Annotated in this window: 18 protein-coding genes; 10 read left to right on the top strand and 8 right to left on the bottom strand. The window is 72.7% G+C overall.

The window, feature by feature from the left end:
• Window positions 1-51: 51 nt before the first annotated feature.
• Window positions 52-606, top strand: a complete 555-nt coding sequence (locus tag ABZ877_RS31290) for a transglycosylase family protein (protein ID WP_361078005.1) — start codon at window positions 52-54, stop codon at window positions 604-606.
• Here ABZ877_RS31290 and ABZ877_RS31285 read toward each other — a convergent pair.
• Genes ABZ877_RS31285 through ABZ877_RS31275 form a run of 3 tightly spaced genes read right to left on the bottom strand, consistent with a single transcriptional unit; the run spans window position 593 to window position 4608 of the window.
• Window positions 593-1276 (bottom strand): ATP-binding cassette domain-containing protein, encoded by a 684-nt coding sequence (locus tag ABZ877_RS31285; RefSeq protein WP_361078002.1) that lies wholly within the window; start codon window positions 1274-1276, stop codon window positions 593-595. The two genes, ABZ877_RS31290 and ABZ877_RS31285, sit on opposite strands and share 14 nt — an antisense overlap.
• On the bottom strand, window positions 1273-4143 hold the full coding sequence (locus ABZ877_RS31280; RefSeq protein WP_361077999.1) for an ATP-binding cassette domain-containing protein: 2871 nt from the start codon (window positions 4141-4143) through the stop codon (window positions 1273-1275). The genes ABZ877_RS31285 and ABZ877_RS31280 overlap by 4 nt, the downstream gene beginning before the upstream one ends.
• A gap of 3 nt (window positions 4144-4146) precedes the next feature.
• Window positions 4147-4608, bottom strand: coding sequence for a hypothetical protein (locus ABZ877_RS31275; RefSeq protein ID WP_361077996.1), 462 nt, complete (start codon window positions 4606-4608; stop codon window positions 4147-4149).
• Window positions 4609-4749: 141 nt separating this feature from the next.
• Here ABZ877_RS31275 and ABZ877_RS31270 point away from each other — a divergent pair, with 141 nt between their 5' ends.
• The 4 genes from ABZ877_RS31270 (at window position 4750) to ABZ877_RS31255 (ending at window position 8870) form a co-directional block, all read left to right on the top strand.
• On the top strand, window positions 4750-5313 hold the full coding sequence (locus ABZ877_RS31270) for a hypothetical protein (protein WP_361077993.1): 564 nt from the start codon (window positions 4750-4752) through the stop codon (window positions 5311-5313).
• On the top strand, window positions 5288-6595 hold the full coding sequence (locus tag ABZ877_RS31265; RefSeq protein WP_361077990.1) for an ABC transporter substrate-binding protein: 1308 nt from the start codon (window positions 5288-5290) through the stop codon (window positions 6593-6595). The genes ABZ877_RS31270 and ABZ877_RS31265 overlap by 26 nt, the downstream gene beginning before the upstream one ends.
• Before the next feature lie 194 nt (window positions 6596-6789).
• Window positions 6790-8037, top strand: a complete 1248-nt coding sequence (locus ABZ877_RS31260; protein ID WP_361077987.1) for a glycosyltransferase family 4 protein — start codon at window positions 6790-6792, stop codon at window positions 8035-8037.
• A 56-nt stretch (window positions 8038-8093) separates the two neighbouring features.
• Entirely contained in the window at window positions 8094-8870 is a 777-nt protein-coding gene (locus tag ABZ877_RS31255; protein ID WP_361078101.1) for a hypothetical protein, read from the top strand.
• A gap of 18 nt (window positions 8871-8888) precedes the next feature.
• Here the strand turns inward: ABZ877_RS31255 and ctaD are convergent, their stop codons facing one another.
• A complete protein-coding gene (gene ctaD / locus ABZ877_RS31250) occupies window positions 8889-10610 on the bottom strand; it encodes a cytochrome c oxidase subunit I (RefSeq protein WP_361077984.1) in 1722 nt (573 codons plus the stop codon).
• Between the two features lie 425 nt (window positions 10611-11035).
• Between ctaD and ABZ877_RS31245 the strand changes: the two genes are divergently transcribed.
• Window positions 11036-11251, top strand: coding sequence for an I78 family peptidase inhibitor (locus ABZ877_RS31245; protein WP_361077981.1), 216 nt, complete (start codon window positions 11036-11038; stop codon window positions 11249-11251).
• Between the two features lie 109 nt (window positions 11252-11360).
• On the opposite strand, the gene ABZ877_RS31240 is transcribed toward ABZ877_RS31245, so the two are convergent.
• Window positions 11361-12392, bottom strand: coding sequence for a phosphatase PAP2 family protein (locus ABZ877_RS31240; protein ID WP_361077978.1), 1032 nt, complete (start codon window positions 12390-12392; stop codon window positions 11361-11363).
• A 279-nt stretch (window positions 12393-12671) separates the two neighbouring features.
• Window positions 12672-13805 carry a hypothetical protein gene (locus tag ABZ877_RS31235; RefSeq protein ID WP_361077975.1) on the bottom strand — a complete coding sequence of 378 codons (1134 nt, stop codon included), beginning with the start codon at window positions 13803-13805 and terminating at the stop codon, window positions 12672-12674.
• Window positions 13806-14054: 249 nt separating this feature from the next.
• Here ABZ877_RS31235 and ABZ877_RS31230 point away from each other — a divergent pair, with 249 nt between their 5' ends.
• Window positions 14055-15653, top strand: a complete 1599-nt coding sequence (locus ABZ877_RS31230) for an MFS transporter (protein ID WP_361077972.1) — start codon at window positions 14055-14057, stop codon at window positions 15651-15653.
• Between the two features lie 50 nt (window positions 15654-15703).
• Here ABZ877_RS31230 and ABZ877_RS31225 read toward each other — a convergent pair whose 3' ends face one another.
• On the bottom strand, window positions 15704-16150 hold the full coding sequence (locus tag ABZ877_RS31225; RefSeq protein ID WP_361077969.1) for a cell division protein SepF: 447 nt from the start codon (window positions 16148-16150) through the stop codon (window positions 15704-15706).
• Window positions 16151-16494: 344 nt separating this feature from the next.
• Here ABZ877_RS31225 and ABZ877_RS31220 point away from each other — a divergent pair, with 344 nt between their 5' ends.
• Complete coding sequence (locus ABZ877_RS31220) at window positions 16495-17832, top strand: DUF5685 family protein (protein WP_361077966.1); 1338 nt, start codon at window positions 16495-16497, stop codon at window positions 17830-17832.
• 47 nt (window positions 17833-17879) lie between these two features.
• On the opposite strand, the gene ABZ877_RS31215 is transcribed toward ABZ877_RS31220, so the two are convergent.
• The gene (locus ABZ877_RS31215) at window positions 17880-18821 is read right to left on the bottom strand and encodes an ABC transporter substrate-binding protein (protein WP_361077963.1); all 942 of its coding nucleotides are present in this window, start codon (window positions 18819-18821) and stop codon (window positions 17880-17882) included.
• A 544-nt stretch (window positions 18822-19365) separates the two neighbouring features.
• On the opposite strand from ABZ877_RS31215, the gene ABZ877_RS31210 reads away from it, so the two are divergent.
• Together ABZ877_RS31210 and ABZ877_RS31205 are read left to right on the top strand one after the other, a co-directional pair.
• Window positions 19366-20214 (top strand): amino acid ABC transporter permease, encoded by an 849-nt coding sequence (locus ABZ877_RS31210; RefSeq protein ID WP_361077960.1) that lies wholly within the window; start codon window positions 19366-19368, stop codon window positions 20212-20214.
• Window positions 20211-21995, top strand: coding sequence for an FAD/NAD(P)-binding protein (locus ABZ877_RS31205; RefSeq protein ID WP_361077957.1), 1785 nt, complete (start codon window positions 20211-20213; stop codon window positions 21993-21995). The genes ABZ877_RS31210 and ABZ877_RS31205 overlap by 4 nt, the downstream gene beginning before the upstream one ends.
• The last annotated feature ends 26 nt before the right edge of the window (window positions 21996-22021 follow it).

The raw sequence follows: 22021 nt of genomic DNA, 5'->3' as shown, positions 1-22021 counted from the left end.
TGCGCGGCGTGGCGCGAGGGGCCCCCGCGCACCGGTGCTTAGCGTGGCGCGATGTACCTGAAGCGCTTGAAGCCCTTGCAGCCCCTGAACCCGGTGAAGGCCTCCAAGCCCCTGACGTCCCCGCAGCCGGGGACGTACGGCCGGGCGGCGGTTGTCCTGGGCGGGTTGCTCGCCCTGATCTGCACCCCCGTCGCCGCGTCGGCCGCGCCGGGACCCGCTCCCGGTGTGGGGAACATCGTCACCAGACCCCGCGACTGCGCGCGCGACCAGCGCCTGTGGAGCTGCCTCGCCGAGTGCGAGAGCGGCGGGCGCTGGGACGCGAACACGGGGAACTCCTTCTACGGCGGGCTCCAGTTCACGCAGTCCACCTGGGAGGCGTACGGCGGCCTCAAGTACGCGCCGCGCGCCGACCTCGCCTCCCGCGCCGAACAGATCGCGGTCGCCGAGAAGGTCCTCGACGACCAGGGATGGGGCGCCTGGCCCGCCTGTTCGAAGCAGTACCGGCTCGCCGGGCGCGTGGTGCAGAGCGAGGAGCGGAAGCCGCACAAGAAGAAACGTCGGCCTCCGCGCGCGGAGGCCGGCACGACGTCGATCATCCCCCGCTAGCGACCGCGCCGCCCGCCTCGGGCGCCTCACCCGCCTCCCCGCTGAACACGACGGCACCGCGCCGCACCACATGGACGAGCACGGTGCCGTCGCCCGCACGCAGCCCGGGCGGCAGCCGCTGTTCGGCGAGGACCACGGCGGCGTCCAGCTCGCGCAGCAGGGCGTACGTACGGGCCGCGACCCGGGGCGCCATGCCCTGGGTGGGCTCGTCGAGCAGGACGACACGCGCGCGGGACAGCAGGGCGCGGGAGACGGCGACCATGCGCTGCTCCCCGCCGGACAAGGTGCCCGCGCGGCGTTCGAGGAGGGGGCGCAGCTCCGGGTAGGCGGCGAGCGCGGGCCCGGGATCGCCGTCCGGGGCGGCGAGCCGTACGTGCTCGGCGACGCGCAACGCCGCGAACACGGCCTGCCGGTCGGGGACGAAGCACAGGCCCGCGGCGGCGCGGGCGTGCGGCGCGTGCCGGGTGACGTCGGCACCGTCCCACACGACGGCGCCCGCGCTGAGCGGCGCGGTGCCCGCGAGGGCGCGCAGGACGGTGGTGCGCCCGGACCCGTTGCGGCCCAGCAGAACGGTGACCGTCCCGGCGGGAGCGGCCAGATCGACGCCGTGCAGGGCCTCCAGCGGGCCGTAGTGCACGCGGGCGGCGCGCAGTTCGATGCCGCGCCTCACGGACGCGCCCCGCCGACATGCTCAAGGACGCTGGACGGCGGCCCGGACGCGACGACGCGCCCCGCGCTCATCACGTGCACGACGTCGGCCAGGTCCGCGACGAGATCCAGATCGTGCTCCACGACGAGGATCCCGACACCGTCGGCGGCGAGCGCCCGCAGCAGCCGCGCCATGGCCCGCACCTCCTCGTCGTCGAGCCCGGCGGCGGGTTCGTCGAGGAGAAGGGTGTGCGGCCGCCCGGCCAGGGCGCGGGCCAGCTCGACACGGCGCAGGGCCCCGGTCGGCAGATCGAACGTGCGCTGCTCACCGCGCAGCCCGAACAGCGCGAGCAGCCGCCCGGTGGCGTCCGGATCGCGTACGCGGCCCTGCTCGGCGCCGACCCGAACGTTCTCGGCCACGGTCAACGACGGGAACACCGCCAGCTCCTGAAAGGTCCGGGCCACCCCCAGCCGGGTCCGCGCGTGCGCGGGCAACGCCGTGACATCCCGCCGCCCCAGCCGCACCCGCCCCGCCCCCGGCCGCAACGACCCGGCAAGACAGTGGAACAGCGTGCTCTTCCCGGCCCCATTGACCCCAACAACGGCCACGACCCGCCCCGTCGGCACGCTGACGTCCACATCCCGCAGCACGGTCCGCCCGGCGAAGGAGACGGTGAGGCGGGAGGCGGCGAGCAAGGGCTCCGCCCGGGAGGACGTGACGCGGCTCGGCGGGGGCGCGGAGGGAGGCCGCTTCCGCCGCGCGGGCCAGGTCGGCCGGGGCGTGGCCCGTGGTCCGGCGGCGTCCGGGCGCCCGCCTTGACGAGGGCGGTTCGTCCGCTGCTCCGGGCTGTTCTCCGCGCGGCACGGGTGCGATGAAGCCGAGTCGTCCTCGGCCGCGCCCGGAAGCTGCCGCGAACCCCGCCCGGCCGAGCCCACTCGCCGCCGCTCCGGCCCTCCTATAGAGACGCGTCGGCGCTGATGCGGGTCACCGCCCAAGGGGCCCCGGCGCTCCACCCGGACACCCCGCGCCCCGTCCGCCGCCCCCGCCCCCCGCCGCAACCGCTCCCTCGCCTCAACCCCCCGCGCCGTCAACCGGCCCCGGCCCCGTACGAAAGCGCCGCGCACCGCCTCGTACGGGTCCTCCGGGAGGTGGCCCACCAGAACGGCCAGGACGCCGATCGCCGCCGCCGCGACCCCGCCGCGCGCGCCCGCGTCCAGGCCCACCAGGAGTGCCGCGCCCGCCAGCGCCGCGAGGGGCGTGTCCGCGCCCAGGACGACGAGGGTCGCGAACCAGAGCAGGCCGCGTACCGGGTCGTACGCGCCCGGGTCGAAGGAGTGGAGGCCGAGTGCGAGCAGGCCGCCGCCGAGCGCCGCGAGCCCGGCGCCTGTCACGAACGCCGTCACCTTGAGCGCGGGCACCCGGACCCCGGCCGCCGAGGCGCCCGCCTCGTGGTCCCGCATCGCGGCGAGGGCGCGGCCCATTCGGCCCCGGCGCAGTGCCGAGACCAGGAGCAGGGCCCCGGCCAGCAGGACCAGCTCCAGGACGTAGTACGCGCGGTCGTCGTCGAAGCCCGCAGGCCGGCCCGGCGCCAGGCCCGACGCGTACGGCTGCGCGAACACGAAGCGGCTCACCCCGACCCCGACCGCGAACGTCGCGAGCGCCAGGGCCAGTCCGTGCCGCCCGATCGCCGGGACCGCCGTGAGCAGGCCGAGAGGGGCCACCAGGAGCGTGGACAGGAGCAGGGCGGCCAGGCCCGGCACCTCGGGGAGCAGCGGGAAGCGGCCCAGCGTCAGCAGCGTCGCGAACAGCGCGCCCAGCCCGGCGAACGCGCCCTGCCCCAGCGCCAACTGCCCTGCCCGCCCCGTCACCACCACCAGCGACAGCAGGATCATCGCGAGCGCCGGGACCTGGACCGACGTCTGGAGGTCCGCGCCCGCGAACCCCAGCGGCAGCAGGAACAGCACCGCCGCCACCGGCCACGCCCCCGGCGGCGCGGGCAGCCCCCGGCGCGTCACCGCGCGCGGCAGCGCCCCGCGTCCGCCGATCCCGGGCAGGGCGAGCGCGGCGACGAGCAGCGCGACCACGAACAGGTTCGCGCCGACCGCCTGGAGCAGCGGCTCGGCCCACCCGCCGGGGTGCACCCGTGTCAACTGGCTCTGCGCGACCCCGATGGCAAGGGCCACGAGGACCGCCACCGACAGCATCCGCATGCGCGCCGCCACCGCGACCGCCACGACCTCCATCACCAGCAAGGGCAGCCCGTACGGGTCGAGCCGTACGTACGGCGCGAGCAGCACCCCGGTCAGGCCCGCCGTGAACGCGCCGAACGCCCAGCCCGCCGCCGCGATCCGGTCCGCGTCGATGCCGCCGAGCACGGCCAGCGGCCGGTTGTCGACGACCGCCCGGAGCTCACCGCCGAACCGCGTCCACCGCGTCACCGCCCACACGGCCACGGCGACCGCGCAGGCCACCGCGAGCTGCCCCCACGGATCGGCCCCGATCAGCGTCGGCGCGTCCTCCCGCGCGCCCGTGCCCCACAGCAGCGCCGCCGCCCCGACCAGGAGCACGAAGACGCCGATGGAGGCGACCAGCGTACGGGCCGGGTCCGCGCCGTCCTCGGTCAGCGGGCGGAACACCCCGCGCTCCAGGGCCAGTCCGAGCCCCGGCGCCACGACCAGGAGCACCAGCGCCGCACTCGCCCACAGCGGCCAGGACCACACCACCACGCACTGCCGCAGCAGGTACGCGCAGACCATCGCGAGCGCGCCGTGCGCGAAGTTCAGGACACCCGTCGCGCGATAGGTGACGATCAGTCCGGTCCCGGTGAGCGCCGCCGCCGCGCCCACCGAAAGACCCGCGAGCGTGAGGTCGTACGTGAGCGAGGCCACGCCTCAGCCCTCCGCGGGCGGCTCGCAGACGGGGCACGGCCGGAGTCCGCCGTCCGCCCGCGCCCCGGCGTCGGCGGGCACGGCCTCGGGCCTGCCCGCGACGAGCGGGCAGTCCGCGCGGTGCCACAGGGTGCCGCCGGGGATCATGAGGAGCGCGTCGGAGGTGGCGACCGGCCCGGTCGCGGGCGGCGGCGCGGACGGTTCCCCGGCGACCAGAAGCTCGTACAGCTCCTCGACCCGCGATGTGGCGAGCACGCTCCTGGCGTACGTGAGCAGGACAGCGCCCGCGACGATCAGCGCCGCGCCCGGCACCGTGCAGGAGGCGAGGTAGGGCAGTTGCCGCTCGGCGAACCGCTCGCCGGAGACGCCGTACCAGCCGGCCACGCACAGGACGGCGCCCGCGGCGAGGGTGGCGAGCCCGGCCCACAGGGCGGGGCGCACGGTTCGGAGCCGGGCAGTCCGCATCGGTGACCCCCACGTCATGACGGAGTGTGCCTGCGCGTGTCTGGTCTTGTCGGCCGATCGCTTGCACTATGCCTTCTGCAGGCCAACCTCGAAAGCTCCGGGCGGAGTCGAGGCCCGGACCGACACCCGGTGGTGAGCCAGATGGTTCTCGGGAGCAGGATCAGGGTCCGGCGGGGCCGCACACGGGGCGCGGCGCTCGTCCTGGCCGCGGCCCTGGCGCTCGGCCCGGCGCTGACGGCGTGCAGCGACGACAGCGGCGGCGACGAGAGCTCCCCGCCGACCCCGTCCAGCCAGGAGCCCGGCTCGCACAAGCCGTCCTCGAAGGTGCCCACCCGCTCGGCGCCCGCCGACGCCGCCGCGGCCCGTAAAAAGATCAAGGAGAACTGGCAGAAGTTCTTCGACCCGGCCGTGCCGCAGAAGGAGAAGGAGCAGGTTCTTGAGGACGGCACCCGGATGCGGCCGGTCCTGCGGAGCTTCAACGGGGACAAGCGCGGCGGCCAGGTCCAGGCGAACGTCACCGCCGTCCGGTTCACGTCGCCGGGGAACGCCGAGGTGACGTACTCCCTCGCCCTGAAGGGCGCCACCGTCCTGCCCGGTGCGAAGGGCACGTCCGTCGAGCAGGACGGCACGTGGAAGGTGTCGGTCCGGACGCTGTGCGCGCTGGTGCGGCTGAGCGGCAATGCGTCGGCGCCCCCGGGCTGCTGAGGTCCTCGCGGCGGTGCTCGTCCTCACCCTGTTGTGCGCGCTGTCCGGCTGCGGCTCGCGGCTCCCGGAGAGCGCGTTCGAGGACAGGGCCCGGCAGGGCACGCCGGCGCGGACGTCCGCCCCGATCCACGTCGGCATCCTCACCAGCGCCACGAGCCCGGTCGGCGGCGCCACCTTCACCGACACCCGCGACGGCGCGCAGGCGTACTTCCGGACGCTGAACGACAAGGGCGGCATCCAGGGGCGCCGCGTCGAGGTGCACCTGTGCGACGACGGCGGCAGCGGCGTCGGCAACAACGCGTGCGTGCACGAGCTGATCGACGAGAAGAAGGTCGTCGCCCTGGTGGCCACCACATCCCTCGACTACGCGGGCGCGGCAAAGGTCTCCCGCGCGCGCGTGCCCGACATCGGCGGCCAGCCGATCGGCGCCGCCTACGACACCTACCCGCACCTGTACGGGATCTACGGCAGCCTCGCGCCCCGCGACGGCACCCCCGGCTGGGGCGGCAAGCTGTACGGCGGCACCGAGGTCTACCGCTACTTCAAGCGGGAGCAGGGCGCCCGCACCGCCGCCGTCGTCTCCTACAACCAGGCCGCCTCCGCCGCCTACGCCCGCCTGGTGGTCCGGGGGCTCAAGGCCGAGGGCTACAAGGTGATCACCGAGCAGGTCGACTTCGCGCTGCCGAACTTCCGCGCGGCCGCCGCCGACCTGAAGGACCAGGGCGCCGACCTCGTCCTCGACGCCATCGACGCCCACGGCAACGCGCGGCTGTGCCGGGCCATGGACGAGGTCGGCGCCCGCGTCACCGCGAAGGTCATGACCGTGCAGAGCTGGACGTCGACCGTCGCCGACGACTACAAGGACGCCCCGCACTGCCGCCACTCCCTGTGGGCGACCGGCGCGAGCCGCAACTTCGAGGACACCGGGCACCCGGCCGTACGCGCCTTCCGCGAGGCGACCAAGGGGCTGAGGACGCACGCGCAGTGGCAGCTGGAGGGCTGGGCCGCCGCCCTGTGGTTCACGGACGCGGCGCGCTCCTGCGCCCGGGGCGGGGGCGACGTCACGCGCGCGTGCCTGGACCGCTTCATGAACCGCCCGGCGCCGTACACGGCGGACGGGCTGCTGCTGCCGGTGACCTACCGCGCGCTGCCCGAGCCGCCGAGGACCCGCAGGACGTGCCTCTCGGTCGCCCAGTGGACGGACGAACGGGGCTGGGTCACCCGGAACGGGGACATGAACCGTACGTGTTTCGACGTACCCCAACTCGCCTACCAGCCCTGACGTAGCCCTGATGGACGAAATGGCCAAACGGTTCCCCGACATGTGTACCAATGAGGCAACTGTTGAAGAACAAGATGATGATGATGGACAACCCCCGCCACGTGCCCCCTGTCTAACCCCTCGGTAGGCGGGGTCACCCCGGACGGATCAGACCGTCCGGACTGTCCGCGAGAAATGGTGGGATACGGGGACGCATGCAGATTTCTTTCCTCATTCACAACGCGTACGGGATCGGAGGGACGATCCGCACCACGTACAACCTGGCCAACACGCTGGCCGAGCACCACGACGTGGAAGTGGTCTCCGTCTTCCGCCACCGTGAGCGGCCCACCTTCGCGCCCGACCCGCGCGTGCGCCTGCGCCACCTCGTCGACCTGCGCAAGGACTCGCCGACGTACGAGGGCGACGACCCCGAGTACAAGAAGCCCGCCTCCGTCTTCCCCAAGCACGAGGGGCGCCTCGCGCAGTACAGCGCGCTCACCGACCGGCGCATCGCCGAGCACCTGGCGAGCGTCGAGGCGGACGTCGTGGTCGGCACCCGGCCCGGGCTCAACGTGCACCTCGCGCGGCAGACCCGGCGCGGCCCGCTCCGCGTCGGCCAGGAGCACCTCACGCTCGACACGCACTCCGCGGGGCTCCGCCGCGAGCTGCGCAGCGTCTACCCGCGCCTCGACGCGCTCACCACGACCACCGAGGCCGACGCCCGCGCCTACCGCAGCGGTATGCGCCTGCCCGGCGTCCGCATCGAGGCCATGCCCAACCCGGTGCCCGCACCCCGTGTCGCGCCCGCCGACAGCAGCGCCAAGTGGGTCGTGGCCGCCGGCCGGCTCGCCCCGGTCAAGCGGTACGACCTGCTGATCAAGGCGTTCGACAAGGTGCGCGCCGAGCGCCCCGACTGGCGGCTGCGGATCTACGGGCACGGCAAGCAGAAGGACAAGCTGCGCCGCCTCATCGACCAGCGCGGCCTCTACAACCACGTCTTCCTCATGGGCACCGCGAACCCCATCGAGCCCGAGTGGGCGAAAGGTTCCGTCGCCGCGGTGACCTCCACGTTCGAGTCGTTCGGCATGACGATCGTCGAGGCCATGCGGTGCGGTCTGCCCGTCGTCTCCACCGACTGCCCGCACGGACCGGGCGAGATCATCGACAACGGTGTCGACGGCCGCCTCGTCGAGGTCGGCAACGTCGACGCGATCGCCGCCGGCCTGCTCGAACTCATCAACGACGACGATCTGCGCAAGCAGATGGCGGCGCGCGCCCTGACGGCCTCCGCCCGCTTCGACCCCGCCCGGATAGCCGAGCGCTACGAGGACCTCTTCGGTTCGCTCACCGGCCGCGGCGGCTCCGTGGGCCTGCTGCACCGGGCCCGCGGCTCCCTGATGAACGGCGCGTTCGCCGTGCGGGACGCCCTCAAGTCGCCGGAGAAGGGGCGTACCGCATGACGACACCGCTGGCCTCGCCCGCACCGATCCCCCCGTCCGACGACAGGACCGTCCGCATGCCACCCCGCGCCGACTGCACCGCCGACTCCGCCGGCGGCCTCACCTTTGACGTCTCCGACCACGGCTCGCCCGCCCCGGCCAGCCTCGTCCTGGTCGACCGGGCCGCGGGGGAGGAGGTGCGCCTGCCGCTCACCCCGATGGGCGACGGGCGGCTGCGCGCCTCCCTGCCGATCAGCGTCGGCCTGCCCGAGGGCCGCTGGGACGCCTACGTCCAGGTCTCCGGCGAGGACCCGGCGCGGCTCGTGCCCGGCCTGAACGACCTGCGCTCGCTCGTCGATCGCGCGCCCAGCGGCTCGCGCGGCTACGTGGCCGTGCGCATCCCGTACGCGACCAAGCACGGCAACCTCACCGTCCGGAGCTGGCTGCGCACCCCGCACGCCGAGGCCGGCGACCTGGCCGTCACGGACGGGGAGCTGACCGTCAAGGGGCGCGTCTACGGCACGGAGTTCACCGCCAAGGCGCACGCGGAGATACGTTCCCGCGCGACGTCCGGGCCGGTGCTCAGGGGCGAGCTGACCGTCGACGGCACCGAGTTCGCGCTGCGCATCGGCTACGACGAGCTGTCCGAGGGCCACTGGGACCTGTGGCTGCGGCCCGCCGGTGAGGACGGGCCCGAGGTGCGCCTCGCCCGGCTCCTGGACGACATCGCCGACAAGAAGCCGATCTTCGCCTACCCCGCGGTGACGGTGCCGGCCGGCGGCCGGGAGCTGACCGCCGAGCCGTACTACACGGGTGACAACGATCTCGCGATCGAGGTGCACGCCGGGGTCTGAAACCAGGCCCTGGCCCCCTCAGTCGCCGACGTGGGCCCCGGTGTCCGGGTTGTGGGTGTCCGGGCCCGCGTCGGAGCCGGAGTGCGCGGCGAAGGCGGCGTACTCGGGGTGGTGCAGGTCGAACGCCGGGGACTCCGAGCGGATCTTCGGCAGTGTCGTGAAGTTGTGCCGGGGCGGCGGGCACGACGTCGCCCACTCCAGGGAGCGGCCGTACCCCCACGGGTCGTCGACCTCCACCTTCACCCCGTACTTGGCCGTCTTCCAGATGTTGTAGAGGAACGGCAGGGTGGACAGGCCGACGAGGAACGCGCCGACGGACGACAGCGTGTTCAGGGCCGTGAACCCGTCGGCGGCGAGATAGTCCGCGTACCGGCGCGGCATGCCCTCCGCGCCCAGCCAGTGCTGCACCAGGAACGTGGTGTGGAAGCCGACGAACAGCGTCCAGAAGTGGATCTTCCCGAGCCGTTCGTCGAGCATCTTCCCGGTCAGCTTCGGCCACCAGAAGTAGAACCCGGCGAACGTGGCGAAGGCGACCGTCCCGAACACCACGTAGTGGAAGTGCGCCACGACGAAGTACGTGTCCGACACGTGGAAGTCCAGCGGCGGCGACGCCAGGATGACCCCGGTCAGGCCGCCGAACAGGAACGTGACGAGGAACCCGCACGACCACAGCATCGGCGTCTCGAAGGACAGCGAGCCCTTCAGCATCGTGCCGCACCAGTTGAAGAACTTCACGCCCGTCGGCACCGCGATGAGGAACGTCATGAACGAGAAGAACGGCAGCAGCACCCCGCCGGTCACGAACATGTGGTGCGCCCATACGACGACCGACAGACCGGTGATCGCCATCGTCGCGCCGACCAGCATCGTGTAGCCCCAGATCGGCTTGCGGCTGAAGACCGGCAGGATCTCGCTGACGATCCCGAAGAACGGCAGCGCGATGATGTAGACCTCGGGATGGCCGAAGAACCAGAACAGGTGCTGCCACAGGAGCGCGCCGCCGTACTGCGCCTCGAAGACCACCGAGCCGAACCGCCGGTCCGCCTCCAGGCAGAGCAGCGCGGCCGCGAGGACCGGGAACGCCATCAGGACGAGGATCGACGTGAACAGCGTGTTCCACGTGAAGATCGGCATCCGGAACATCGTCATGCCGGGCGCCCGCATCCCGATGATCGTGGTCAGGAAGTTCACCGAGCCGAGGATGGTGCCGAACCCGGCGAGCGCGAGCCCCATGATCCACATGTCGGCCCCGACCCCCGGTGAGCGGGTCAGGCTGTTGAGCGGCGCGTAGGCGAACCAGCCGAAGTCCGCGGCCCCGCCCGGCACCGCGAGCGAGGCGAGCACGATGAGCCCGCCGAAGAGGAACAGCCAGTACGAGAGCATGTTCAGACGCGGGAACGCCACGTCGGGCGAGCCGATCTGGAGCGGCATGATCTCGTTGGCGAACCCGGCGAACGTCGGTGTCGCGAAGAGCAGCAGCATGATCGTGCCGTGCATCGTGAAGAGCTGGTTGTACTCCTCGGCGGAGACGATCTGCAGCCCGGGCCGGGCCAGTTCGGCCCGCATCACCAGCGCCATCAGCCCGCCGACGAGGAAGAAGGCGAAGGAGGTGATGAGGTAGAGATGGCCGATCTTCTTGTGGTCGGTGGTGGTCAGCCAGTCCACGATCACCCGGCCCGGCTGCCGCTCCCGCGGCCGTGCCGCCGCCTCCGCACCGGCCTGCACACCGGTCGTTCCCATCGCTTGCCCCCTCGCTTCTCACGCGCCCCGGGCCTGCTTGCCGAACTCACGCCATGATGCGCGCGCCGCCCCCGCCGCGACAGGGTGCGCACACCTCTTTGTGGTGGCGACAGGCAATTCCCGGACGATCTCGACTCGCCCCGCGGGAGCCGGATTCGGAATGCGCCGGGAATTGCGCGCGGAGCTGCCGGTAAAGGGCAGGAGCGCGCTCCGGCGGAATCCCGCGGCCTTCCGGAATTCCGCGCGCGGGCGCGGGAGCGGCGTTGATGAGAACAGTATGAGAAGTAAGGAACCGCCCGATCGTGTGAGGGAGTTCGACCATGGCGGCCGTCGTGATCTTGTGACGAAAGCGTGACCGTACGAAGCCACGGCGCCGCCCGGGGCCGGGCCTGGCATCCCCTGGACACACCGCTTACGGTGGCCGTATGGCACCCATTCCGACCCCGCCCGCAGAGCCCCAGGACACCCCGGACGCCTACGTCGGACTCGACGCCGAACCCGCCGAGCGGCGGGCGCGCGGCCGTGGCTGGTCGACCGTGCGGCAGTTGCCGCCGGGGGCGATCATCACGATGGAGTACCGCGCGGGGCGCCTCAACTTCGAGGTCACGGACGGCAGAGTGACCCGCTGCTGGAAGGGCTGATCCGCCCGCGAACCCACCACGACGAAGGGCCCGGAACCTCCGAGAGGTTCCGGGCCCTTCGCTCATGCGGGCGGGTTGTGCGTACCGTGCCCGCGGTCTGGGGGGCGGGTCAGGCCCGCTGCGGGTCCGTCGTGGCCGTCCGGGCGGTGCCGCGCACCGCCGCCGGGCGTCTGCTGCCCGCGGGCGGCGTGCGCTCGCCGCGCGGGGTGTGCGGGCCCGGCGCGAGCAGCGCCGAAGGACGGGCGGCGGGGCGTGCGGCGGAGACGGGCTCGCGCGCGGGGGCCGCGTCCTCGACGGGCGCGACGACCGGCGCCGCGACGGGCAGCGGGGCCGTCGCGGGCGGTGCGGCGGGCTGCGGCGCGGGTGCCCCGGCTCCGGCGCGGCGCGCGCGCCACCGGTCGCGCAGCGACAGGATCAGCGCCTCGGCGCGGGCGACGAGCGGCTCGAACCAGGGGAGTGCGAGCAGGATGAGCAGGCCCGCGGCCCAGCCGAGGAGGACGTCGCTCAGCCAGTGCGTACCGAGGTAGACGGTGGTCAGGCCGACGCTCAGGGAGATCACCGCGGAGAGCGCGGAGAGCCAGCGGCGGGCGCGCGGCGTGGAGGCCAGATAGGCCAGGATTCCCCAGGTCACCACCGCGTTCGCGGTGTGTCCGGAGGGAAATATATCGCCGTTCTGCCACATCTCGTTCGAGCCGATGACGGTGGCGTAGTGCGGTCCGGCGCGGCCCATGCCGTACTTGGCGGCGCCGACCGTGGCGTTGAGCAGCAGCAGCGCGGTGCCGAACATGAGGAGCGGGCGCAGGGTGTGCTGCCGCCACGCGCGCCAGCCCAGCCACGCCATCACCATGACGGCGGTCGGGCCGCGCTGGCCGAGGACGACCCAGTAGTCGAGGAAGGCGTGGATCTCCGGCCACTGCTGGTAGGGCCGGAAGAACATGACCTGCCAGTCGAAGGCGACCAGCCACGAGGTGGTGAGGACGGCCACCACGATCGCGAGGTAGAAGGCGAGGGTCAGACCGAGGAGGACGACGCGGTGCCGGCTCATCCTGGGCATGACCAGGTTGCCCGGCCGTTCGGGCTCACGGTCGAGTCTCGCGAAGACCCGCTCGAGGCGGCGGGTCAGGTTTCGTTCGGTACGCACCCAATCGACGCTACAGCGGGCGCGCTCCCGACCTGGACGAAACAGTGGCTTTGTGATGACGATGTGATGTGGGATAGCTCTCAGGGCCGCCCTTTTTCCGGGTAATCCGCTAACCGGCCCGGGAAGGGTGCGCGAATTCACCGATCGTTTTCGGTTGCTCCTTGTCGCGCGCTTATGAATGCGTTCGCCGCGTGCTGGCACGGAATTCACCGTCCGCTCATCGGGCCCGTCGGAGTCGATCATGGTCGGCCGGGGCCGGTCACGGCGGGACCCGGCCGGTCAGGGCGGGCCCGAACCGTTCAGCCAGAACGCCCCGTAGACCGCCGAGACCAGCGCGAGCCCGCCGAGGACCGTCGCCGACCTGCTGGTACGCCACCGGGCCAGTGCCGCCGCGACCGGCAGGAGCAGGGGGAACGCGGGCAGCAGCAGACGCGGCTTCGATCCGAAGTACCCCGAAGCACACAGGGCAAGCAGCACGACCAGACCCGTGTACACGAGCAGCGGCACCGGCTGGCGTCGCCGCGCCCCGGCCACGTACAGCCAGATGACGAGCCCCACGCCGACGATGAGGCCGATGCCGGCGAGCGCGCCCAGCGGTGACGTGAACTTGTCGGCGACGAAGCGGGCGAAGGCGGCGCCCCCGTCGAACCCGTTGCCCCACTGCTCCTGCACGTCGAGGTAGCCGAACAGACCGCCGCCCGTGCGCCGCCCCACCCACACCACGTACGCCGCCGCGCCCACCGGGGCGAGCAGCACGCCGAGGATCATGCGCCAGGACGCGCGGCGCTCGCGGGCGGCGCACAGCGCGGCCGCCACCCACACCGCCGCCACGACCGCCGCGCCGACCGGCCGGGTCAGCCCCGCGAGCGAGGCGAGCAGGCCCGCGCCGGCCCAGTGGCGCCGCAGGACCGCGTAGAGCGCCCAGGCCGCGAGCGCGGTGAACAGGGACTCGCTGTACGCCATCGACGTGACGACGCCGACCGGCAGCGCGGCCCACAGGACCGCGAGGCAGACGCCGGCCCGGCGCCCGTACAGATGCGCGCCGACCGCGAAGATCCCCCAGGCCGCCGCGAGCGAGGCGAGCCAGCTCACCGCCAGGCCCGCGTCGGCGTACGACAGGGGGCTGACGGCGGCCCCGGCACGTTCCAGCCAGGGCAGGAGCGGGAAGAATGCCAGATTGGAATGGACACTGCCGTCCGGCAGCGTCACCGACCAGCCGTAACCGTCCCCGGCGACCCGCGTGTACCAGAGCGAGTCCCAGCGCGCGCTCAGCAAGGTGTGCGGGCTCTTGCCCTCGGCCGCGCTCCACAGGGCGAGTGCGAGCAGGCCGAGCGCGCGCACCCCGGCACAGGCGAGGAGGGCGGGCAGCGCCGCACGCGGAGTGGGAGGGCCGTGCTGATCGACGTCGTTCACGGCCCCGATTATCGACGCCCGCATCCGCGGACCCGTGCGCCGCCCACGCCGCCCCAGTGGCGCACGCCACAAGGGATGACGGGGTCCATGAGAGGTCCACCACGTGTACGTGGCCTGAACTCGCGTACGCTGACGGCTCACTCGCCTTCCGTCGCGGGGCCGGGAGAACCGCTCCTCCCGAGCCGAAGACCACGGGCATCCCCGGCCCGCGGATCCGCCGGACACGAGGATTCACTGGGAGGTACGCACATGTCCGGGACGAGCACGGCCGCCGGGCGGCTGCACCGTCGCCTCGCCGCTCATCGGGGCCGCGCCAATAGCTGGGTCGTCCTCGTCGTCCTGTGCACGAGCCTGCTCCTGGTCGCCCTCGACTCGACCATCCTGTACGTGGCCCTGCCCTCGGTCACCGAGGACCTGCGGCCCACCTCCGTCGAAATGCTGTGGATCGGCGACGCCTATCCGCTGATCTGCGCCTCGCTCCTCATCCTCTTCGGCACCCTCGGCGACCGTGTCGGCCGCAGACGCATCCTGCTGCTCGGCTACGGCCTGTTCGGCGCGGCCTCCGCGCTCGCCGTCCTCGCCGACAGCGCGCAGGTCCTGATACTGGCCCGCGCCCTGCTCGGCATAGGCGGGGCGATGATCATGCCCGCGACGCTGTCGATCGTGCGGGACGTCTTCCCCGACCGGCGCGAGCGGGCCGTGGCCATAGGCGTGTGGACGGCGGTCGCCGCGATCGGCGCCGCCACCGGTCCCGTCCTCGGCGGCTTCCTCGTCGAGCACTACTGGTGGGGCTCGGTCTTCCTCATCAACATCCCGCTGATGGCGGTGATGCTGCCGCTGTGCCGGATCCTCGTCCCCGAGTCCAAGGGCCGGTCCGACGGGCCCTGGGACCTGTTCGGCGCGCTGCTCGCCGCGCTCGGCGTCCTCGGTGTCGTCTACGGCATCAAGGAACTCGGCATCGACCGCGACCTCCTCGACGCGGGCGCCGTCCTGCCGTTCCTCGCGGGCGTCGCGCTCCTCGTCCTCTTCGTCCGCCGCCAGCGCAGGCGCGCGCACCCGCTGATCGACATGCGGCTGTTCACGCGCGCCGCGTTCTCCACGTCCGTCGGGTGCATAGTCATCGCGATGCTGGCCCTGGTCGGGCTGGAACTGATCGCGGTCCAGTACCTCCAGCTCGTCCTGGAGATGACCCCGCTGGAGACCGGTCTGCGGATGCTGCCGCTGACCTTCGCGGCGATGGTCGCGGGCGTCCTCGGCTCCCAGATACTCCGGCGGTTCGGCCCGCGCACCATGGTGAGCTGCGGCTTCGCCCTCACCGCCTGCGCGGTGCTGCTGCTCTGCCTGATGGGCGAGCAGGACCGGCCGTGGCTGCTCGGCGCCGGGTTCGTCCTGCTCGGCTTCGGCTTCCAGTCCACGCTGTTCGGCGCCTACGAGTCGATGCTCACCGAGGCCCCGGCCGACGACGCGGGCGGCGCCGCCGCCATCGGCGAGACGTCCTACCAGCTCGGCGCGGGCATGGGCATCGCGCTGCTGGGCTCCGTGATGAACGCGGCGTACGCGCCCGGGCTCGCCCACGTCCAAGGGGTCTCCGAGGGGGAGAGCGGGGCAGCCGGACATTCGCTGGGGGAGGCGTACCAGATCGCCGCGCGGCTCGGCGGCGGGGCGGGAGCGGCCCTGCGGGACGCGGCGCGGAGCTCGTTCGTGCACGGTCTGCATGTGACGCTGGTGGTCAGTGCCGTGCTGCTGCTTCTGGGGGCGGGCGCGGCGCTCCGGCTCCCGCGCCGCATGGAGTGCGAGGCGCCGGCGGCCGAGGAGCACGCACCCCGCGCGGAATCGCCGGTCGCCTGACCGGCGGCTCTGCTGCTCGGGCTGTCGGCCCGTGCTGTCAGCCCTGGCTGTCAGCTCTGGTTGAAGAAACCATCCGGCTGGGTACGGGACTCACGGCCCGAGACGATCTGGGTGTTGGCCGGGGTGAGGAGGAAGACCCGGGTGGCCACCCGGTCGATCGAGCCGCGCAGACCGAAGATGAGGCCCGCCGCGAAGTCGACCACGCGCTTGGCGTCGGCCGGCTCCATCGACGTCAGGTTCATGATGACCGGAACGCCCTCCCGGAACATCTCGCCGATCCGCCGCGCGTCCCGGAAGCTGTCCGGGGTCACGGTGCCGATGCGGCGCCCCTCCTCCTGGGCCTCCTCCGCGGCGACCTTCACGCGCGGGTCCGTCACCCAGGCGGCTGCGCTCGCGGCGGGCTCGGGCCCCTCGTCGTAGTCGTCGTCGTAGTAACGCTCGTCATCGTTGTCGTCGACGAGGCCAAGCCAGGCACTTGCCTTACGCACCGATCCCATGGACGCCTCCTCTCACAGCGGTTCCTCTGCGTTCCGTATCCCTATGGTCGTCCATGATGCTGATGCGGCGCCAAGTGGATAGTCGCCGCGCGGGGTTTTCGTGACGGTACTGGTGCACAGTCAACACGGGGTTGTCCCAAGGTTTCCAAGGGTCGTGCGGCTCAAGGTCGCTGACCGGGCATGAAATATGATCCTTCGCGGCGTTCGGGTGATCTTGGGTGCGTACGGGTGAACGATCGAGTGTCGTGATCACTCGGTACGATCGGGCGTACCCGATCCGGGCGAGTTGACACCGCACCCTCGCCCTGTTGACGGGCCATCATCCGACGTACGGGGGAGACGTCTTGTTCGGTATTGTCCGGCCTTGCAGCCATAGGCTCGGCGACGGCCTGAAGAACCAGTGGATGGCGCACCTGTGCGGGCTCTGCCTGGCGCTGCGCCGCGACCACGGGCAGTTCGCCCGGATCGTCACCAACTATGATGGTCTGCTGGTCTCCGTACTGACGGAGGCTCAGACCGTTTCAGTGGACGAAGGGCGCCGCCAGGCCGGACCCTGCCCCCTGCGCGGCATGCGCACCGCCTCCGTCGCCCGGGGCGAGGGCGCCCGCCTCGCCGCCGCCGTCTCCCTCGTCCTCGCCTCGGCGAAGGTCCGCGACCATGTCGAGGACCGGGACGGCCTGTTCGCCCGCAAGCCCGTCGCCGCCGCCGCGAAGAAGGTCGCCGCGAGCTGGGGCAGGGCCGGCGCCCGCACCGGATCGGCCGTCGGGTTCGACACGGCCGTGCTCGTGGACGCCGTCGAACGGCAGGCCGGGATCGAGTCCCTCGCCGGACCGGGGACCGCCGTCGCCGTCGTCACCGAGCCGACCGAGACCGCGACCGGCGCCGCGTTCGCCCACACCGCCCATCTCGCCGGGCGCCCGCACAACGCCGAACCGCTCGCCGCAGTGGGCCGTATGTTCGGCCGGCTCGCGCACCTCCTGGACGCCGTCGAGGACCGCGCGGCCGACGCCGCCGCCGGTGCCTGGAACCCGCTGACCGCCACCGGCACCGGGCTCGCCGAGGCGCGCGCGATCGCCGACGACGCCGTGCACCGCATCCGGCGCACGCTGCGCGAGGTCGACTTCGCCGACGGGAAGCTGGCCCACCTGCTGCTCGCGCACGAGCTGAGGCGTTCGGTGGACCGGGCCTTCGGCACGGGCGCCTGCGCCACCGGCCATGGCGCGCACGCCGCCACCGCCTCCACGCCCCAGCAGGGCGGCACCCCGGACGGCTGGGTCCCGACCGGGGCGCCGGGCGGCCCCTACGCGCCGACCGGCTCAGGACCGTACGCCTCCAACAACCCCTACGGCGGCGGACAGCCCGGACACCCGGGGCACCACCCGGGGCAGCCGGTCCACCCCGGCGGCCCGGGCGGGCCCGGTGACCCCGGCTGGTTCGGCGGCCCCGGCGGCGGGGGCGGGCACGAACCCCACAAGCCCGGCAAGCGCGGGCTCCTCGCGGGGTGCGCCGTCGCCATCGGCCTGTGCTGCACGTGCAAGGTGTGCTGCGCGGACGAGTTCGAGGGGCCGTGGTCGCGGAAGAAGCGCGAAGGCGCGTGCAGCAACTGCGACTGCGGTTGCTGCGAGTGCTGCGAGGCCTGCGAATGCTGTGAGTGCTGCTCCTGCTGCGACTGCGGACTCTGAGGGTTCTGCGTTTCTGAGGGTTCTGGGGGCAGGCCCCGGGGGAGCCGTCAGTCCTTGATCTCCGGCGGGGAGATCCTGGACGTCTCGATCCCCGACGGGGTCGTGCCCCACTTCTTCAGGATCTTGTCGTAGGTGCCGTTCGCGATCAGCTTGTTCACCGCCGCCTGGAACGCCGGGGCCAGGGGCGTGCCCTTCTTGAAGGCGAAGCCCACGTCCAGGCGGTGGAACTCGTTGAGGAACTTCAGCCCCTCCTGCTGCTTCACGGCGTACCGCAGGCCGTTGATCGTGCTCATCACCACGTCGGCGCGGCCCTGCTGGAGCGAGGACCAGACCGCGCTCGGCTCGGAGTACGTCTTCACGTCGTAGGGCTTCTTGCCCGCGTCCGTGCAGACCTTCTTGTTCTCCTCCAGGGTCGCCTCGAAGGTGGTGCCCGCGCCCGTCGCCACGTTCAGGCCGCACAGCTGCTTGAGGTCGGTGACCTTCTTCAGGTCGCTGTCCTTGCGGACGGCGAAGCCCTGGCCGTCATTGATGTAGGTGACGAAGTCGATCGTCTTGCGGCGCTCGTCCGTGACGCCGAAGTTGCCGGTGCCGAGGTCGTACTTGCCGCTGCCCAGGGCGGGCAGGATCGCCTCGAAGCTCGCGACCTCCTGCTTGAACTTGATGCCGAGCACCTTCGCCACGGCGTTCCCGAAGTCGATGTCCTGGCCGACGATCGTCTTCCCGTTGGGCAGGTACGTGGAGCCCGGCGGGTTGCCGCCGACGGTCACGGCGATCTTGAGACTGCCGCTCTTGCGGACATCTGCGGGAAGGAGTCTCGCCGCCGCGGGATCTCTCGCGAGGCCCGAGACCACGTCCGTCGTGGGGATCTCGGCGTTCTTCGCGGCGGCGGTCTCCGAGCCGCCGGAACCGTCACCGGAGCCGCAGGCGGTGAGACCCAGCGCGGCGACGGTGATCAGCGCGAACGTGGAGGTCAGGGTGGTGGAGCGCATGGCGTGGGGTTCTGCCCTTCGGTGACGGCACAACAAGACGGATTACGCGAGGGGAGGGGAGGGCGCAGCAGGGTGAAGGCGCGGGCGGATACGCGAAACCGCGCGTACCGGGACGCGTGAACAAGGGGTGGTGCGGGGCGCGACGACGCGCGGACCTCCGCAGGCGCGGACGTGCGGTGACGCCGCCATGCGGTGACGGCGTCGCGCGCTCGCGGAGAGAGAAGAAAGGCCGACGCGCGCGGAAGGCGTCAGAAGGGCATCAACAGGACGCGGACCACACTCGACCGAAGTCGATGTGGGAGCGCGTGACCAGCCACTGCTGCGGATGCATGCGCCAAGTGGAACAGGCATCCGTTTCCGCGTCAACTCACTTGAGACGTACGGCTCACACTGTGGACACCCTTGACAGGGCGCGCTCGGCGCCCCGTACTCTCAGGGGCGGTACCGCTGCTGAGGGGCTCCGGTGCCGTTCCCGTGCGCACGCAGGTGTCGAAGGCAAGACCAGGCCGGCCATCCAGGATGTCCGGTCCCACGGAGCCTTCTCATGTCATCGGACACCCTCGCCAAAGTCCCGCCCTCGGCCCCGCCGACCGCCTCCGCCGCACCCCGCATCGTCCCGCGCCGCCGTCCCGGCCAGTGGGCGGCCGCCGCCCTCGTCCTGATCCTGCTCGGCCTCGCCGTCAACTCGGTCACGCGCAACGAGGCGTTCCAGTGGGACGTCGTGGGGGAGTACTTCACCTCGTCGTCCGTGCTGCGCGGGCTCGGGCTCACGCTGTGGCTGACCGCGCTCGTCATGGCCCTCGGCTTCGCGATCGGCACCCTGCTCGCCATCATGCGGCTCTCCGCCAACCCCGTCCTCCGCGCGGTCAGTTGGGGCTACGTCTGGCTGTTCCGGTCCATGCCGATCCTCGTGCAGCTCCTGTTCTGGTTCAACATCGGCGCCCTGTACCCGACGCTCCTCGGCGTGAAGACCGTCGACCTGTTCGGCCCGGTCACCGTCGCCATCATCGGACTCACCCTGCACGAGGCCGCCTACGCCGCCGAGGTCGTGCGCGGCGGCATCCTCTCCGTCGACCGCGGCCAGATCGAGGCCGCCCAGGCGCTCGGCCTCAGCCGCGCCCGCCGCTGGCGCCGGATCGTGCTGCCGCAGGCCATGCGCTCCATCGTGCCGCCCGCAGGGAACATGCTGATCGGCACCCTCAAGGGCACCTCGATCGTCAGCGTCATCGCCGTGCAGGACCTGCTCTACTCGGTGCAGCTCGTCTACCACCGCACCTACCAGGTCATCCCGCTGCTCCTCGTCGCCACCATCTGGTACATCGTGGTCACCTCGCTGCTCAGCGTCGGCCAGTACTACATCGAGCGGCACTACGCACGCGGGACGACGCGATGAGCGCGGCGCGGCAGTCCTTGGTGATCGTGGGCGCGGGGCCCCGCGCGACCGGCGTCCTGGAGCGCATCGCCGCCAACGCCCAGGACGACGGCGGCCACGGCCTGCTGCTCGACGTCCACCTCGTCGACCCCTACCCGCCGGGCGCCGGGCGCATCTGGCGCCACGAACAGTCGCCCCTGCTCTGGATGAACTCGCAGGCGCAGGACGTCACCCTGTTCACCGACGACACCGTGCAGGTCGAGGGGCCGGTGCGGCCGGGCCCCGCGCTGCACGAGTGGGCCGGCATCGACGGCCGCGTCTTCGCCGACCGGCGCAGCCAGGGCCGCTATCTGCGCTGGGTGTACGAGAAGGCCGTCGCCGCCCTGCCCGACGGGGTCGTCGTCCACCACCACGCGCGGCGCGCCCTGCGCGTCGACGGACCGCGCGACGGGCGTCAGCAGGTGTGGCTGGAGGGCCGCACCCGGCCGCTGCTCGGCGACGCCGTCCTCCTCGCCCAGGGCCACCTCGACGCCGAACTGGACGACGAACAGCGGGAGTTGCGCGCGTACGCGCTCCGGAACGGGCTCGTCCACCTGCCGCCGGACTTCACCGCCGACTCCGACCTGAGCGCGCTCGCGCCCGGCCAGGACGTGCTCGTGCGCGGCTTCGGGCTCGCCTTCATCGACCTGATGGTGCTCCTCACGGAAGGGCGCGGCGGACGGTACGAGGGCGACCGGTACATACCCTCGGGCCGCGAGCCCGTCCTGCACGTCGGCTCGCGGCGCGGCGTCCCGTACCACTCGAAGATCGGCTACGACTGGGACGCGGCGGCGGGAGAGCGCCCGCCGCTGCCGCGCTTCCTCGGCCCCGCCGAGATCGACGAGCTCCTCGCCAGGCCGGACGGGTTCGACTTCCGCGCCGACGTATGGCCCCTCATCGACAAAGAGCTGGGCTACGCGCACTACCACCGCCTCTTCACCGCGCACCCCGAGCGCACCGCCATGGCCTGGGCCGATTTCGAGGAGAAGTACGCGGCCTCCGCGCCGCTCGGCGCCGAACTGCACGCCCTCGTCGCCTCCGCCGTGCCCGACCCCGCCGACCGGCTCGACCTCGCCGCCCTCGACCACCCCCTCGCCGGGGTCCGGCACACCTCCCACGACGACCTCCAGGCCGGACTGCGCTCCTACATCACCGCCGACCTGGAGCGTCGCCACGACCCGGCGCACAGCCCCGACCTCGCCGTCTTCATCGGCCTGCTCTCCGTGTACGGGCAGGTCATGCGGCTCGGCGACATCGGCGACTGGTGGCACGGCTTCTTCAGCTACCTGGCGTCCGGGCCGCCCGGACCCCGCCTTCGGCAACTGCTCGCGCTGTCCCGCGCGGGCGTCGTGAAGTTCGTCGGGGCCGACATGCGGGTCAGCGCCGAGGACGGGGTGTTCCGGGCGACCGGCGCCACCGTGCCGGGCCATGTCGTTCAGGCCCGCGCCCTGGTCGAGGCCCGGCTGCCGCATCCCACGCTGGCCCGCACCCGCGACCGGCTCCTGCGCGAGCTGCACGCGGACGGGGCCCTCGCGACCCCGGCCGGGCTCCTCGCCGTCGACCCGGACGACGGGCGCGTCCTGTACCGCGACGGCGGCGCCCATCCGCGCCGCTTCGCCCTCGGCCCGCACACCAACGCGCGCGGCGCCGGAGGCTTCACCCGGCCGCGCACCAACAGCCCGTCCTTCCGGCAGAACGACGCCACCGCGCGCGCGATCCTCGCGTTCCTGCGGGACCTGTCCTGTCGCGCCGGCGCCGCCTGAGCGGCCTCGCCCCTTCTTCCACTCTT

Origin of the sequence: Streptomyces sp. NPDC046939, assembly GCF_040644575.1 — a bacterium.
In the GTDB taxonomy this organism is placed as follows: Bacteria; Actinomycetota; Actinomycetes; order Streptomycetales; family Streptomycetaceae; genus Streptomyces.
Note: the sequence above shows the minus strand (reverse complement) of the source record. Positions and strands in the feature narration are given on the sequence as shown.